Source organism: Erythrobacter sp. (assembly GCF_011765465.1).
In the GTDB taxonomy this organism is placed as follows: Bacteria; Pseudomonadota; Alphaproteobacteria; order Sphingomonadales; family Sphingomonadaceae; genus Erythrobacter.
Genome location: NZ_CP050265.1, coordinates 362,800 through 377,601, shown reverse-complemented (window position 1 = coordinate 377,601; position 14,802 = coordinate 362,800). Strand labels below are relative to the sequence as shown.

The following is a 14,802-nucleotide window of genomic DNA, read 5'->3' as shown; positions in this document are numbered from 1 at the left end:
GTTTGATGCAAGCTATGCACCTGTCATTCGCAAATGTCATGTCACCAGACCATGCGCCATTTCGAGGAGCGCTGCGTCCGAAGGCTCGGGCGCGACATGGACGGCGCGCCAGCCCTCGCCCGCCGCCTCGGCCACGCGCGGGGCGAGCGCGGCAAGGTCGAGCGCGGCCCGATCGACCCCGAGCCTGCGGCATTCGGAGGCGAAATGGCGCGCCGCCTCGCCCGAATGGAGCAGGACAAGCGCGCCTTCGCCAAGGCTCGCGGCAAGGCTTTCAGACAGCGGCAGGGGCGCGCTTTCATAGGCGATGACGGTGGCGATCGAGATTCCCTGCGGCGCATCGAGCGGGACGTGCTTCGCCCCCGCGACGCGCAGCAGGCGGGCGGGCGGCGGAAGCGCATCGAGGACGTTCTGCAAGCCGCCCGCTCCGGTCGAGGCGACCGCGAACCCCGCCGCGCGTGCAGCCTCTGCGGTCTTTTCACCGACCGCGTGAACGGGCTTGTCCGTAAACCGGGCAAGCTGCTCCCCGCCGTGCGCGAAGGCATTGGCGCTACCGACCAGCAGGGCGTCGATTGCGCCGGGATCGGGCGCGGTCCAGTCGCGCGGGCGGACTTCGAACAGCGCCTCGCCCTCGGCCTCCAGCCCCATTTCTCGCGCCCGTGCGAGCGTCGCTGCCAGCCCCGGTTCGGGCCGCACGGCGATCACGCGGCGCGTCATGCGGTGGTTCGGAAATGCTCGGTAATGGCGGGAGACGCGCGGCCGAGCAGGTCGTCGGCGAGCGCGGCGACCGGGCCGTGATCGCCGGGCGCGAAGCTTGCCGTGCCCTCGACCCGCTCGCTTCCGTCCGGGCTGAACAGCGCGGCGCGCATGGCGAGCGTGTCGCCTTGCGCTTCGCACAGCACCGCGACCGGCGAATGGCAGGTTCCGCCCAGCGCGGCGAGCAGCGCGCGTTCGGCCTCGAGTTCGGCGCGCGTCGGCGCGTGGTCGATCGCGGCGAGCAGCGCGGTGACTTCGGGCGCATCGGCGCGGCATTCGATCGCGATCACCCCCTGCGAGGCGGCGGGTATCCATTCGCCGGTCTCGAGCGCATGGCCGACCGCGCTTTGCCCCAGCCGCTCGAGCCCGGCGGCGGCGAGGAAGGTCACGTCGGCCTCGCCCGCATCGAGCTTGCTTAGCCGCGTTGCGACATTGCCGCGAAAGGTCACGACCTTGCAATCGGGGCGCAGATTGAGGAGCTGCGAGGCGCGGCGCGGGGCGCTGGTCCCCACCACCGCGCCCTGCGGGATCGCGGCGATGCTGTCGGCTCCGACGAGGCAGTCGCGCCGGTCCGCGCGCGGCAGGAAGGCGGCGAAGTGGAATTCGGAAGGCCGGATCGTCTCGACGTCCTTGGCCGAATGGACCGCCGCATCGATCCGCCCTTCGCCGAGCCATGCGTCGAGCTCTTTCGTCCACAGCGCCTTGCCGCCGATTTCGGCCAAGGGGCGGTCGAGCACCTTGTCGCCGCTCGCGACGACGGGGACGATCTCGACCTCGCTTTCGTCCCAGCCGTGGGCGGCGCACAGGCGCGCGCGGGTTTCGTGGGCCTGCGCCATGGCAAGCGGGGATTCGCGCGTGCCGAGGCGGATGCGATAGGGGCCGGAGGCGCTGTCTTGCGGTGAATGGCTCATGGCTGCGCTTGCTCTAGCCCCGACAAGGCTTAAGTGGAAGCGCCATGACCCGCCCTTCCCCCATCCCGGCGCACCCGCCCGCTCGCCCGCTCGTATTGGGCATCGAATCGAGCTGCGACGAAACCGCCGTGGCGCTGGTCGCCGCCGACCGCACGATCCTCGCCCAGCGGATCGCCAGCCAGGAGGCCGAGCACGCGCCCTATGGCGGCGTCGTGCCCGAAATCGCCGCGCGCGCCCATGCCGACCGGGTTGCTCCGATGGTGGGCAATGTGCTGGCCGAGGCGGGGATGTCGCTGGAGGATGTCGATGCCATCGCCGCGACCGCCGGGCCGGGGCTGATCGGCGGGGTGATGGTCGGCCTCGTCAGCGCCAAGGCGCTTGCCATGGCGGCGGATAAGCCGTTGCTCGCGGTGAACCACCTCGAAGGCCACGCGCTGTCCCCGCGGCTGGCCGATGCGGGGCTCGCCTTCCCCTATCTCCTGCTGCTGGTTTCGGGCGGGCATTGCCAGATCCTCGCGGTCGAAGGCGTGGGCCGCTACCGCCGCCTTGCCACCACCATCGACGATGCGCTGGGCGAGGCTTTCGACAAGACCGCGAAGATCCTCGGGCTGGGCTATCCCGGAGGCCCGGCTGTGGAGCGGCTCGCGCGCGAGGGCGATGCGTCGAAGCTGCGCCTGCCCCGCCCTCTCGCGGGCTCGAAAGAACCGCATTTCTCCTTCGCCGGGCTGAAAAGCGCGGTGCTGCGCGCGCATGAAAGCGGCGAACACGCCCCCGCCGACATCGCCGCCGCGTTCCAGCAGGCGGCTGTGGACTGCCTGACCGACAGGCTCGAACATTCGCTTGGCCGCAGCGGGCCTTTGCCCGCGCTGGTCGTGGCGGGCGGGGTCGCGGCGAACCGGTCGGTGCGCGCCGCGCTGGAGGAACTCGCCGCGCGCCATGCGATGCGCTTCGTCGCCCCGCCGCTCGCGCTGTGCACCGACAACGCGGCGATGATCGCCTGGGCCGGCTGCGAGCGGCTGGCGCTCGACGCGGGCGCGGGCGACCCGCTCGATATCAAGGCGCGGCCGCGCTGGCCGCTCGACCCGGAAGCCGAGGCGGTGCGGGGCGCGGGAGTGAAGGCATGACCTTTGGACAGGCTCAGGATGAGCGAGCCCAAATCGCCGTCATCGGTGCGGGCGCATGGGGCACGGCGCTAGCCCAACTGGTCGCGAGCGACGGGCGCGAGGTGCTGCTGTGGGCCTACGAGGCCGAGGTGGTCGAGGCGATCAACGAGACGCACGCCAACCCGATGTTTCTCAAAGGAGCGGAGCTTTCCCCGACAATCCGCGCCACGGGCGAACTTGGCGACCTCGCGGGCATCGACATCGTCCTCGCCGTCACGCCCGCGCAGGTTCTGGGCAAGGTGCTGTCCGGGCTTGCCGAGGCGCCGCGCGACCTTGTCCTGTGCTCGAAAGGCATCGAGGCGGGGACCGGACGCCTGATGAACGACGTCGCGCGCGAAGCCTGTCCGGCAAGCGAAATCGCGGTCCTGTCAGGCCCGACCTTCGCGCACGAGGTCGCCGCCGGACTGCCGACCGCGATCACGCTCGCCTGCTCGGGCGGCGAGGCGCAGTGGGAGCGGCTGATGCCCGCGATCGCGCGCCCGACCTTCCGGCCCTATTACTCGGACGACGTGACCGGCGCGGAAATCGGCGGGGCGATCAAGAACGTCCTCGCCATTGCCTGCGGGCTGGTCGACGGGCTCGGGCTCGGCCAGAACGCGCGCGCGGCGCTGATCGCGCGGGGCTATGCCGAAATGCTACGCTTCGGCGAGGCGCTGGGCGCGCGGCCCGAAACGCTTGCCGGCCTGTGCGGCCTCGGCGACCTCGTGCTGACCTGTTCCTCCACCTCCAGCCGCAATTTCTCGCTCGGCATGGCGCTGGGCGAAGGCGGGCGCGCCGCCGACCTGATGGCCGACCGCACCACGGTCGCCGAAGGCGCCTTCACCGCGCCCGTCCTCGCCGCTCTGGCCGAAGAGCGCGGGATCGCCATGCCGATCGTCGCCGCCGTCAACGCCATCCTCGAAGGCGAGCCGCCGCGCGAGGTCGTCGCCGCCCTGCTCGCCCGGCCGCTCCGGTCCGAACAGGAACGCAGGCCGTGAGCGACACGCCGCCCGTCCAGCGCGCGTCTTCCCCCACGCCGGATGTTTCGGGGTCGGACGACATAGCGGCGCTCGCCAAGGGCGGGCGGACCAACACGCTGGGCTTCGTCATCCGCGCGCTGGGCGGCATCCCGTTCCTCTTCCTCGGCTACCGCCTCTACGGGGTCGAGGACATGGGCCGCTTCGCCTCGGCCTTCGTCATCGTCGAGATCGTCGCGCTGATCTGCGCGCTGGGGGAGAAACGCGGCCTCGCCCAGCGGCTGACCGAAGGCGCGGACGAGGAGGGTACGAGCGCGGTCAATCTCGTGTTCGACGGGATGTTCGCCTCGCTGCTCGTCTCGGCGGCGATCTGCGGCGTGCTGCTGCTGTTTCCCGAGGTGATGTTCCCGAACGGGACGAACAGCGATCTCGACATCTGGATGATCGCAGGCATCCCCGCTTTCGCGCTGACCGAGATCCTGCTTGCAGCGCAAGCCTATAAATACGACATCGCCACCACCGTGCGCGCCCGCGCCATCGTCGAGCCGTGGACGCGCTCGATCGCGGCGGTCGGCTTCTTCTACATCGCGGCGATCAGCGAAGCGGGGCTGGCACTCGCCTTCCTCGCCTCGATCTATGCCGCGCTGGCGACCGCCCTGTGGTCCTTCCTGCGCACCTACGGCCTGCCGAAAGGCTGGCGGCCGCGCCCGCGCTATCTCGCGAAGATGACGAGCCGCGCGATGCCGCTGGTCGGCGCCGACGTGATCGAGCGCGGCACGCGGCTGCTCGACGTCTTCCTGCTCGGCCTGTTCACCTCCTCGGCGGCGGTCGGCATCTACTTCTTCGCCCAGCAGATCGCGAGCCTCCCGCAGAAGCTCAAGACCAGTTTCGAGCCGATCCTCTCGCCCGTCATCACCAAGAACCTGAAGACCGGCAATTTCGCCGCGATCGCAGCGCAGGTGCGGCAGGTCGGCTTCTGGATCATCGCGCTGCAGGCGGGCATCGCGCTCGCGCTCGGCATTCCGGGCGAGGCGGTGATGGGCCTTGGCGGGCCGGCCATCGTCGGGGGTACGGGCGCGCTCGCCCTGCTGCTCGCCGCCGAGGTCGCCGCGTCGATGGCGGTCGTCTCGGAAAGCGTGCTGGTCTATATCGCGAGGAAGCGGAACCTCGCCATTTCCATCGGCGTGATCGCGCTGCAGGGCGCGCTGACCATCGGTTTCATCGAGGCGTGCAACGCGCTCGGCCTCGACGAGGGGTTCAAGGCCGCGGGCGCGGCGCTCGCGCTGGTGCTGGCGCTTGCGACATCGAGCCTCGTCAAGGCGATGGTGCTCAAGACGCTGCTCAAGGCGCCGGTGTCGAACTGGCGCTGGGCGCTGGTTCATGCGGCGGCGCCTGCCGTGGTTGTGGGCTTCGCCTTCACCCTCCTGCCCGAATGGATCGAACTGGTCTTCGGCATCCCGGCGATCCTCGCGACCTATGGATTCGTCGTGTGGAAGCGCGGTTTCGACGAGGACGACAAGGTGCTCTTCCGCCGCAACGTCACCCCGCCCAAGGAAGGCGAAGCGGCCTGATTCCAGCAGGTTGGAGCGGAGATTTCACCTCGCTTACAGCACGTTCAGTCGTTATTCACGGCCCCGGCGGCCTCATGGCGGGCGGATGCACAAGCGGGGAGAATTCAGGATGCGACATTGGCGGATCACCGGCGGTCTTGCGCTCGCCATGGTGCTGGCGGGCTGCGCCGCGCAGCAGGGCGGCGAAATGGCGAGCACCGGGGACACCTCCTCCGACCGCCGCGCCGAAGCCCCGCCGCCTCCGCCTCCGCCGCCTCCCCCGCCGTCGGCCGCCTATTCGCCCCAGCAGGTGATTGTTTCCGGCTCGCGCAATCGAACCGGAGCCCTTCGCGGCGAACGGGCCGAAGCCTATGTCCCGCCGGTCCGCGTCGCGACCGACCCGGGGCGCGAGCAATACGAGGGCGAGGAGGTCTCGCCCGTCAAGCTCGTCTCGGCCGAGCCCGTCTCGACCTTCTCGGTCGATGTCGACACCGGCGCCTATGCCAATGCGCGCCGTTTCCTCACCACCGGCATGATGCCGCCCAAGGCGGCCGTGCGGACCGAGGAGATGATCAACTATTTCCGCTACGATTATCCGCGACCCGAAAGCCGCGAGGTGCCCTTCAGCGTCACCACCGACGTCGCGCGCACGCCGTGGAACGAGGACAGCTACCTCATGCGGATCGGCCTGCGCGGCTATGACATCGCCCGCGACGAGCGACCGCCTGCCAACCTCGTTTTCCTGATGGACGTCTCGGGCTCGATGAACGCGCCCGACAAGCTGCCGCTGGTCAAGACCGCGCTGGCGGGCCTAGCGGGCGAACTGGGCGAAGAGGACCGCGTCTCGATCGTCGTCTACGCGGGCGCGGCGGGCCTTGTGCTCGAGCCGACCAACGACACTGCGAAAATCCGCCGCGCATTGGACAGCCTCTCCGCAGGCGGCTCGACCGCGGGCGGCGCGGGGCTGCAGCTTGCCTACAACATCGCCGAGGACGCGTTTCTCGAGGGCGGCGTCAACCGCGTCATCCTCGCCACCGACGGCGATTTCAACGTCGGTGTGCGAACCCGCGATGCCCTCGTCGAGATGATCGAGGCGAAGCGCGATTCGGGCATCACGCTGACCACGCTCGGCTTCGGCACGGGCAACTACAACGAAGCGATGATGGAGCAGATCGCCAATCACGGGAACGGCAATTACGCCTATATCGACAGCGCGCTCGAGGCGAAGAAGGTGCTCGGCGACGAGATGAGTTCGACCCTCTTCACGATCGCCAAGGACGTGAAGATCCAGGTCGAATTCAATCCCGCCGTGATCGGCCAGTATCGCCTCGTCGGCTACGAGAACCGCGTTTTGCGCGAAGAGGATTTCGACAATGACGCGGTCGATGCGGGCGATATCGGCGCGGGCCACCAGGTCACCGCGATCTACGAAGTCGTGCCGACCGGCGCGAAGGGCTGGATCGCCCCCCGGCGCTACGAAGACCCTCCCGCGAGCGAGGCGGAATTGCGCATGGCCGAGGCCGCGCACGTCAAGCTGCGCTACAAGCTGCCCGACGGCGACACCTCGAAACTGATCGACACGGTGGTGATGAGCGACGATTTCCATTCGGCCCGCGCGCCGGCGGACGACTTCGCCTTCGCCGTCTCGGTCGCCGCTTTCGGCCAGCTGCTGCGCGGCGACACGCTGATGAACGGCTTCACCTTCGCCGACACGCGCGCGCTTGCCGGGAGCCACGAGGATTACTGGCGGCAGGAATTCGTCAAGCTCACCGAGCTTGCCGACGCGATGAAAGGCGGCTGAGCGGGACGCTCGGCGCACCGCGCACATCACGGCGGCTTGCGCGAAGCCCTCTTGGGGCGAACGGGTCTGCGCTGCTAAGGGCATGGCCCGCGGCGATTCCGCCGTTCGACCAGGAGAGACCACCGCACCATGTCCGACAGTTTTGCCTCCGCCTTGCCGCTGATCCTGATCGGCCTCGTCTTCCTCGTGATCGCGATCATGCTGTTCATGCGCGCGAACAAGAAGACGAAGGTCGTCGGTGCCGAGGACCGCGAGAAGGGAGACGTTCTCGACGACGGCGCGCCAAAGCCGCGGCGGAACGAAGCGCTGATCAATTCGCCGCGCGCAGTCGAAAAGACGCTTGGCGAGACCTCGGCCACGGCGAACGCGCACGGGATCGCGACGGCGGGCGAAAGCGCCGATGCCGAAGCGGGCGTGAGCGTCGCGCCGACGGTGGGCGATCCCGTGCCCGAACCCGAGTCCGCCCCCGCCCCCGCTCCGGCTCCTACTCCTGCTCCGGCTCCTGCTCCTGCTCCTGCTCCGACTCCCGCGCCCGTTCCTGCTGGCGACGAAAGCGATGACCTGACCCGCATCAAGGGAGTCGGGCCCAAGCTCGCGACCATGCTGGGCGAGCTCGGCGTGACCCGATTCGCGCAGATCGCCGAGTGGGACGAGGCGGAAATCGACCGGATCGATGCTCAGCTTGGCCGCTTCCAGGGCCGCATCCGCCGCGACCAGTGGGTCGAACAGGCCAAGCTGTTGGTTTCAGGCGACAAGGACGCCTTCGAGGCCAGGTTCGGCCGGGGCGCCTGACCCTTACGCGGGGCTACGTATTGACCCCCTCCTGCATCGCGCGGCGATCCGTGTTAGACTTGCACGCAATGACAGGAGGGCATCCAATGACGCAGAATATTCTCGTCGCCGAAGACGAGATGATCGTCGCCTTCGACCTGCGCGACACGGTCGAGGAAGCGGGCTATAGCGTGGAAGGTCCCCATGCCGGGATCTCCTCGGCGATGTTCGCTTTCCAGAAACAGCGGCCCGACCTTGCCATTCTCGACGTCCAGCTGAATGATGGCATGGTATTCGAATTCGCTGAAAAGCTCGCCAGCGAAGGCGTGCCGATCATCTTCCATTCGGGGCTCCACAGCCGCGAGGAAATCGCGGCGCGCTTTCCCGGTGCGCGCACGCTGGAAAAGCCCTGCCCGCCCGCCGACGTGATCGAGGCAGTGAACGACGCGCTCGAGGCGGCCGCCTGACGCGCCTGCGCGATTGATCTTTCCCCCGCCGCACGCCAAGGCGAAGCGGCACGAGATGAGGGGAAAGCCATGAAGACCGCGATCGTGAAGGCCAGCGCACTGGCGCTCGGCCTTGCCGCCCTGCCAGCCGCCCCGGCGCAGGCGCAGGACCGGATGCTCGCCGAAGTTTTCGTCTTCGCCGGCAATTTCTGCCCGCGCGGCACGCTGCCCGCCGACGGCCGGCTGCTGGAGATCTCGACAAACACCGCGCTGTTTTCGCTGCTCGGCACGAAATACGGCGGCGACGGGCGCACGACCTTCGCGCTGCCCAATCTCGATGGCATGGACGACAGGGACGGGCGCGAGGTGCGCTTCTGCATCGTCACGCAGGGCATCTATCCTTCCCGTTCCTGACGCGCCCGCCCTTGCGGCGAGCGGCGACACCTGCGAAAAGGCAAACAAGTTTCAGGAGTAACCAGATGCACGGCCCCGCCCCCGACCAACAGGCCCCCGAAAAGCCCGCAAGCGGCATCGTCCCCTTCAACTGGGAAGACCCCTTCGACCTCGAAAGCCAGCTTTCGGAAGAAGAGCGCATGATCCGCGACGCCGCACGCGGCTTCGCGCAATCGACACTCCAGCCGCGCGTGATCGAGGCGTTCCGCAATGAAGTGGACGCGCCCGAGCTTTTCCCGATGATGGGTGAAGCGGGCCTGCTGGGTGCGACCATTCCCGAGGAATACGGCGGCGCGGGCGCGTCCTATGTCGCCTATGGCCTGATCGCTCGCGAGATCGAGCGGGTGGATTCGGGCTATCGCTCGATGGCGAGCGTCCAGTCCTCCCTCGTGATGCACCCGATTTACGCCTATGGCTCCGAGGAGCAGCGCCGCAAATACCTCCCCGGCCTTGCCAGCGGCGAGCTGATCGGCTGCTTCGGCCTCACCGAACCCGACGCGGGCTCCGACCCCGCCGGCATGAAGACGGTCGCGAAGAAGAACGGCGACGGCTACGTCATCTCCGGCTCCAAGACCTGGATTTCCAATTCGCCCTTCGCGGACGTCTTCGTCGTCTGGGCCAAGTCCGAGGAACACGGCGGCGCGATCCGCGGATTCGTCCTCGAAAAGGGCATGGAGGGCCTCTCCGCGCCCAAGATCGAGGGCAAGATTTCCCTGCGAGCCTCCACCACGGGCATGATCGTGATGGACGAGGTGAAGCTGCCCGCCGATGCGCTCCTGCCCAATGTCGAGGGGCTGAAAGGGCCGTTCGGCTGTCTCAACCGCGCGCGCTACGGCATTTCGTGGGGCGCGATGGGAGCGGCGGAATTCTGCCTCCACGCGGCGCGGCAATACGGGCTCGACCGGCACCAGTTCGGCCGGCCGCTGGCCGCGACGCAGCTGTTCCAGAAGAAGCTCGCGGACATGATGAGCGACATCGCGCTCGGCCTCCAGGCGAGCCTTCGCGTCGGGCGGCTGATGGACGAACACCGCTTCAGCCCCGACATGATCTCGATCGTGAAGCGCAATAATGTCGGCAAGGCTTTGGACATCGCCCGGATGGCGCGCGATATGCACGGCGGCAACGGCATTTCCGAGGAATACCAGGTCATCCGCCACGCCGTGAACCTCGAGACGGTCAACACCTATGAAGGCACGCATGATGTCCACGCGCTGATCCTCGGGCGCGCGATCACGGGGATTGCGGCCTTTGCCTGAGACGATGCGGCTTTACGGCTATTACCGCAGCTCGACCAGCTACCGGCTGCGGATCGCGCTCGAGCTGAAGGGGCTCGATTACGAGAACGTGCCCGTCAACCTGCTGGAAGCCGCGCAGAAGGACGCGGCTTTCACCAGCCGCAACCCGTTCGGTTCGGTCCCGATGCTGGAAGCGGACGGGCGCGACCGGGCGCAGTCGATGGCGCTGATCGAATGGCTCGACGAAGCCTATCCCGACCGCCCGCTGCTGCCGAAGGACATCGAGGAGCGCTACACCGCGCGCGAACTCGCCTATGCCATCGCGACCGAACTCCACGCGCCGCTGAACCTGCCCGTGCTGAAATACCTCAAGGAGGAATACGGCAAGTCGCAAGGCGAGATCGGCGAGTGGTATCGCCACTGGCTCGCGCGCACGCTGGTTCCGGTCGAAAAGCGGCTCGAACAGCTCGATACCGGCGATTTCCTGTTCGATGCGCCCGGCCTGTTCGAGACCGTCCTGATCCCGCAGCTCTACAACGCCCGCCGGTTCGATTACGACCTGTCGCAGAGCCCGCGCATGATCCGGATCGAGGCGGCCTGCCTTGCGCTCGAAGAGTTCCAGCGCGCCCATCCCGACAACCAGAACGACAACCCGCAAAGGGACTATCCATGAAACTCGCAACTCTCAACGACGGAACGCGCGACGGCAAGCTGGTCGTGGTCTCGAAGGACCTCACCCGCTGCTGCGCCGCCGACAACATCGCCCCCACGCTGCAGGCTGCGCTCGACAACTGGGCCGAAGTCGCGCCGAAGCTCGAAGTGCTTGCCCGCGATGTCGAGCACGAGGCCGTGCCGTGCGAGCGCTTCCACGAGCGCGAGGCGCATTCGCCTCTGCCGCGCGCCTACCAGTGGGCCGACGGCAGCGCCTACATCAACCACGTCGAACTGGTGAGGAAGGCGCGCGGCGCCGAGGTGCCCGAAAGCTTCTACCACGACCCGCTGATGTACCAGGGCGGCTCGGACGGCTTCCTCCCGCCGCGCGGCGACATTCCCCTGGGCGATGTGGCATGGGGCTGCGACATGGAAGGCGAGGTCGCCGTCATCGTCGATGACGTGCCGATGGGCGTTTCCCCGGAGGAAGCCGCGGGCCACATCAAGCTCGTCATGCTGGTCAACGACGTGTCGCTGCGCGGCCTCATTCCCGGCGAACTCGCCAAGGGCTTCGGCTTCTTCCAGTCCAAGCCCGCGAGCGCCTTTTCCCCCGTCGCGGTCACGCCCGACGAGTTGGGCGAAGCGTGGAAGGACAGCCTCGTCCACCTGCCGCTGATGGTCGATTACAACGGCGAGCCCTTCGGCCGGGCCGAGGTCGGCGTCGATGCGACCTTCAACATGGCGCAGCTGGTGGCGCACGCGGCCAAGACCCGTTCGCTGTGCGCGGGCTCGATCATCGGCTCGGGCACGATTTCGAACCGCGATCCCGACGGCGGTCCGGGCAAGCCCGTCGCGGACGGCGGGCTCGGCTATTCCTGCATCGCGGAAATCCGCATGATCGAGACGATCCGCGACGGCGAGCCGAAGACGCGCTTCATGCAGCCGGGCGACACGGTGCGGGTCGAGATGCGCGATGCGGACAACCACTCGATCTTCGGTGCGATCGAGCAGAAGGTGGTGCAAGCCTAGCGCTTCAACCGTTCGGCGTGCCAGGCGACGTGCTGCGCCATGAAGGTCGAGACGAAGAAGTAGGAGTGGTCGTAGCCCTCCTGCATCCGGATCGTGGCGGGCATTCCGGCGGCTTCACAGGCTTCGGCGAGGAGGTGCGTCTTCAGCTGTTCTGCAAGGAAGTTGTCCGCCGTGCCCTGATCGACGAGCAGGTGGTCGGCCCTCGCCCCGTCCTCGATCAGCGCGACCGCGTCGTATTCGCGCCACGCCGCCCGGTCCTCACCGAGATAGCGCGGCAGGGCCTTCTCGCCCCACGGCACGCGTGACGGTGCGACGATCGGGCTGAACGCGCTGACCGAGCGGAAGCGGGCCGGGTCGCGCAGCGCCATGGTGAGCGCGCCGTGACCGCCCATCGAGTGCCCCGTGATCCCTTGCCGCTCCATGTCGGCGGGGAAGTGCTCGGCGATGAGCTCGGACAGTTCGCGTTCCAGATAGGAGCGCATCCGGTAATGCTTCGCCCAAGGCTCGCGCGTCGCATCGAGATAGAACCCGGCGCCCTTGCCGAAGTCGTATTCGTCGCCCGTATCCGGCACGTCCTCGCCGCGCGGGGAGGTATCGGGTGCGACGAGGATGATCCCGTGCTCGGCGCAGGCGGCGCGGTATTCGCCCTTCTCCATGACGTTGGCATGGGTGCAGGTGAGGCCCGAGAGATACCACAGCACCGGAAGCCGCTCGCCCGGCGCGTGCTCAGGCACGAAGACCGCGACAGTCATCTCGCAACCCGTCTCGCGCGAGGCGTGGGTGTAGACCCCCTGCACCCCGCCGTGGGAGCGGTTTTCGGACACCGTCTCCATCAATAGACCACGACCGAGCGGATGCTCTCGCCCGAATGCATCAGGTCGAAGCCCTTGTTGATCTCGTCGAGCGTGAGCGTGTGCGTGATCATCGGGTCGATCGCGATCTTGCCGTTCATGTACCAGTCGACGATCTTGGGCACGTCCGTGCGCCCCTTGGCGCCGCCGAATGCCGTGCCGCGCCAATTGCGGCCCGTCACCAGCTGGAAGGGCCGGGTCGCGATCTCCTTGCCGGCCTCGGCCACCCCTATGATGATCGAGGTGCCCCAGCCCTTGTGACAGCATTCGAGCGCCTGGCGCATCACCTCGACATTGCCGGTGCAGTCGAAGGAGTAATCCGCCCCGCCGTCGAGCATTTCGACGATATGGGCCACCACGTCTTTCGTCTGGCGCGCATCGACGAAGTCGGTCATGCCGAACTTCTCGCCCCATTCCTTCTTCGCAGGGTTGATGTCGACACCCACGATCCGGTCCGCGCCCGCCATCTTCGCGCCCTGGATGACATTGAGGCCGATCCCGCCGAGACCGAACACCACCACGTTGTCGCCCGGCTCGACCTTCGCCGTGTTGACCACCGCGCCCACGCCCGTCGTCACGCCGCAGCCGACATAGCAGCTCGTCTCGAACGGGGCGTCCTCGCGGATTTTGGCGACCGCGATTTCCGGCAGCACGGTGAAGTTCGAGAAGGTCGAGCAGCCCATGTAGTGGTAGATCGTCTCGCCCTTGTAGCTGAAGCGCGAGGTCCCGTCGGGCATCAGCCCCTTGCCCTGCGTCGCGCGGATCGCGCTGCACAGGTTGGTCTTGCCCGACAGGCACATTTTGCACTGGCGGCATTCGGGCGTGTAGAGCGGGATGACATGGTCGCCCGGCTTCACGCTGGTCACGCCCGCGCCGACTTCGCGCACCACGCCCGCCCCTTCATGGCCGAGGATGCTGGGGAAGATCCCCTCGCTGTCGAGCCCATCCAGCGTATAGGCGTCGGTGTGGCAGATGCCCGTCGCCATGATCTCGACCAGCACCTCTCCCGCCCTGGGGCCTTCGAGGTCCAGTTCGACGATTTCGAGCGGCTTCTTCGCTTCGAAGGCGACGGCGGCGCGGGTCTTCATGGGGGCGGATCTCCTTGGTTCAGAAGCCGAGGCTTTCCGCCACGGCCGGGTTCACGATGCGGCCCTGATGCACATTGAGGCCGGGCGCAAGGTGCGGGTCCTCCTCGCACGCCGCGATCCCCTTGTTCGCAAGCGCGAGGCCGAAGGGCAGCGTCGCATTGCCGAGCGCATAGCTCGAGGTGAGCGGGACCGCGCCGGGCATATTGGCGACGCAGTAATGGATGATGCCGTCGACCTCGTAGGTCGGGTTTTCATGCGTGGTCGCGTGGCTCGTCTCGAAGCAGCCGCCCTGATCGATCGCGACATCGACGAGAACCGAACGGTGCTTCATCAGGCCCAGCATTTCGCGGGTGACGAGATGCGGCGCGCTCGCGCCCGGAATGAGTACCGCGCCCACGACCACGTCGGCATCGGTGATCGCCTGCTCGATCGTGCCGGTGGTCGAAAAGCGAGTCGCGACCCGGCCCTGGAACATCTCGTCGAGCTGGCGCAGGCGCGGGATCGAGCGGTCGAAGATCTCGACCCGCGCGCCGAGACCCACCGCCATGCGCGCCGCCTGCGTGCCGACGACGCCGCCGCCGAGCACGACGACCTTGGCCGGGAGCACGCCCGGAACCCCGCCCATCAGCGTGCCGCGCCCGCCATTATTGGCGCGCAGCGCGTGCGCGCCCGCCTCGATCGACAGGCGCCCTGCGACCTCGCTCATCGGCGCAAGCAGCGGCAGCCCGCCGCCCGGGCCGGTGACGGTTTCATAGGCGATGGCCGACACGCCTGCTTCCATCAGCCCCCTGGCCTGTTCGGGATCGGGGGCGAGGTGGAGATAGGTGTAGAGGATCTGCCCCTCGCGCATCTGCACCCATTCATTGGGCTGCGGCTCCTTGACCTTCACGATCATGTCGGCGCGGGCGAAGATCTCTTCCGCCGTATCGACGATCTCGGCGCCCGCGGCGCGGTAATCCTCGTCACTCTGGCTGATACCCGCGCCGGCCTGCGTCTCGACCACGACCTGATGACCTGCCGCGATGTATTCGCGCGCGGCTTCGGGGGTCAGGCCGACGCGATATTCGTGATTCTTGATTTCCTTGGGGACGCCGACAAGCATGATTCGCTCCTGGGGATGGTCGGGGGACTCGTTTCCGCACCC

15 protein-coding genes are annotated in these 14,802 nt (G+C 67.9%); 10 read left to right on the top strand and 5 right to left on the bottom strand.

All coding sequences use genetic code 11. The features are described from left to right. Nucleotides 1-36: 36 nt before the first annotated feature. Together G9473_RS01755 and hemC are read right to left on the bottom strand one after the other, a co-directional pair. On the bottom strand, nucleotides 37-714 hold the full coding sequence (locus G9473_RS01755; protein ID WP_291135382.1) for a uroporphyrinogen-III synthase: 678 nt from the start codon (nucleotides 712-714) through the stop codon (nucleotides 37-39). Further along, nucleotides 711-1,589 carry a hydroxymethylbilane synthase gene (gene hemC, locus G9473_RS01750; protein ID WP_291138165.1) on the bottom strand — a complete coding sequence of 293 codons (879 nt, stop codon included), beginning with the start codon at nucleotides 1,587-1,589 and terminating at the stop codon, nucleotides 711-713. Before hemC ends, G9473_RS01755 begins: the two co-directional genes overlap by 4 nt. Before the next feature lie 119 nt (nucleotides 1,590-1,708). Between hemC and tsaD the strand changes: the two genes are divergently transcribed. The 10 genes from tsaD (at nucleotide 1,709) to G9473_RS01700 (ending at nucleotide 11,719) form a co-directional block, all read left to right on the top strand. After that, on the top strand, nucleotides 1,709-2,788 hold the full coding sequence (tsaD, locus tag G9473_RS01745; RefSeq protein WP_291135380.1) for a tRNA (adenosine(37)-N6)-threonylcarbamoyltransferase complex transferase subunit TsaD: 1,080 nt from the start codon (nucleotides 1,709-1,711) through the stop codon (nucleotides 2,786-2,788). After that, nucleotides 2,785-3,804: an NAD(P)H-dependent glycerol-3-phosphate dehydrogenase gene (locus G9473_RS01740; RefSeq protein ID WP_291135378.1), complete on the top strand. Its 1,020-nt coding sequence runs from the start codon at nucleotides 2,785-2,787 to the stop codon at nucleotides 3,802-3,804. The genes tsaD and G9473_RS01740 overlap by 4 nt, the downstream gene beginning before the upstream one ends. After that, complete coding sequence (locus G9473_RS01735) at nucleotides 3,801-5,354, top strand: lipopolysaccharide biosynthesis protein (RefSeq protein ID WP_291135376.1); 1,554 nt, start codon at nucleotides 3,801-3,803, stop codon at nucleotides 5,352-5,354. Before G9473_RS01740 ends, G9473_RS01735 begins: the two co-directional genes overlap by 4 nt. Before the next feature lie 109 nt (nucleotides 5,355-5,463). Beyond that, a complete protein-coding gene (locus G9473_RS01730) occupies nucleotides 5,464-7,134 on the top strand; it encodes a VWA domain-containing protein (protein ID WP_291135374.1) in 1,671 nt (556 codons plus the stop codon). 129 nt (nucleotides 7,135-7,263) lie between these two features. Next, nucleotides 7,264-7,926: a hypothetical protein gene (locus tag G9473_RS01725; protein ID WP_291135372.1), complete on the top strand. Its 663-nt coding sequence runs from the start codon at nucleotides 7,264-7,266 to the stop codon at nucleotides 7,924-7,926. Between the two features lie 86 nt (nucleotides 7,927-8,012). After that, nucleotides 8,013-8,372, top strand: a complete 360-nt coding sequence (locus G9473_RS01720) for a response regulator (protein ID WP_291135370.1) — start codon at nucleotides 8,013-8,015, stop codon at nucleotides 8,370-8,372. Nucleotides 8,373-8,441: 69 nt separating this feature from the next. After that, nucleotides 8,442-8,765: a phage tail protein gene (locus tag G9473_RS01715; protein WP_291135368.1), complete on the top strand. Its 324-nt coding sequence runs from the start codon at nucleotides 8,442-8,444 to the stop codon at nucleotides 8,763-8,765. 65 nt (nucleotides 8,766-8,830) lie between these two features. Then, nucleotides 8,831-10,060: an acyl-CoA dehydrogenase gene (locus tag G9473_RS01710; protein ID WP_291135366.1), complete on the top strand. Its 1,230-nt coding sequence runs from the start codon at nucleotides 8,831-8,833 to the stop codon at nucleotides 10,058-10,060. 4 nt (nucleotides 10,061-10,064) lie between these two features. Continuing rightward, the gene (gene maiA / locus G9473_RS01705) at nucleotides 10,065-10,712 is read left to right on the top strand and encodes a maleylacetoacetate isomerase (RefSeq protein ID WP_291138162.1); all 648 of its coding nucleotides are present in this window, start codon (nucleotides 10,065-10,067) and stop codon (nucleotides 10,710-10,712) included. After that, nucleotides 10,709-11,719, top strand: coding sequence for a fumarylacetoacetate hydrolase family protein (locus tag G9473_RS01700; protein ID WP_291135364.1), 1,011 nt, complete (start codon nucleotides 10,709-10,711; stop codon nucleotides 11,717-11,719). The genes maiA and G9473_RS01700 overlap by 4 nt, the downstream gene beginning before the upstream one ends. Here the strand turns inward: G9473_RS01700 and fghA are convergent. From fghA to ald, 3 genes are read right to left on the bottom strand one after another with little or no spacing between them, the layout of a single operon-like run. Then, nucleotides 11,716-12,552, bottom strand: coding sequence for an S-formylglutathione hydrolase (gene fghA / locus G9473_RS01695; protein WP_291135362.1), 837 nt, complete (start codon nucleotides 12,550-12,552; stop codon nucleotides 11,716-11,718). The two genes, G9473_RS01700 and fghA, sit on opposite strands and share 4 nt — an antisense overlap. Then, nucleotides 12,552-13,658: an S-(hydroxymethyl)glutathione dehydrogenase/class III alcohol dehydrogenase gene (locus G9473_RS01690; protein WP_291135360.1), complete on the bottom strand. Its 1,107-nt coding sequence runs from the start codon at nucleotides 13,656-13,658 to the stop codon at nucleotides 12,552-12,554. Before G9473_RS01690 ends, fghA begins: the two co-directional genes overlap by 1 nt. Before the next feature lie 19 nt (nucleotides 13,659-13,677). Next, nucleotides 13,678-14,760, bottom strand: a complete 1,083-nt coding sequence (ald, locus tag G9473_RS01685; RefSeq protein WP_291135358.1) for an alanine dehydrogenase — start codon at nucleotides 14,758-14,760, stop codon at nucleotides 13,678-13,680. Between the last annotated feature and the right edge of the window lie 42 nt (nucleotides 14,761-14,802).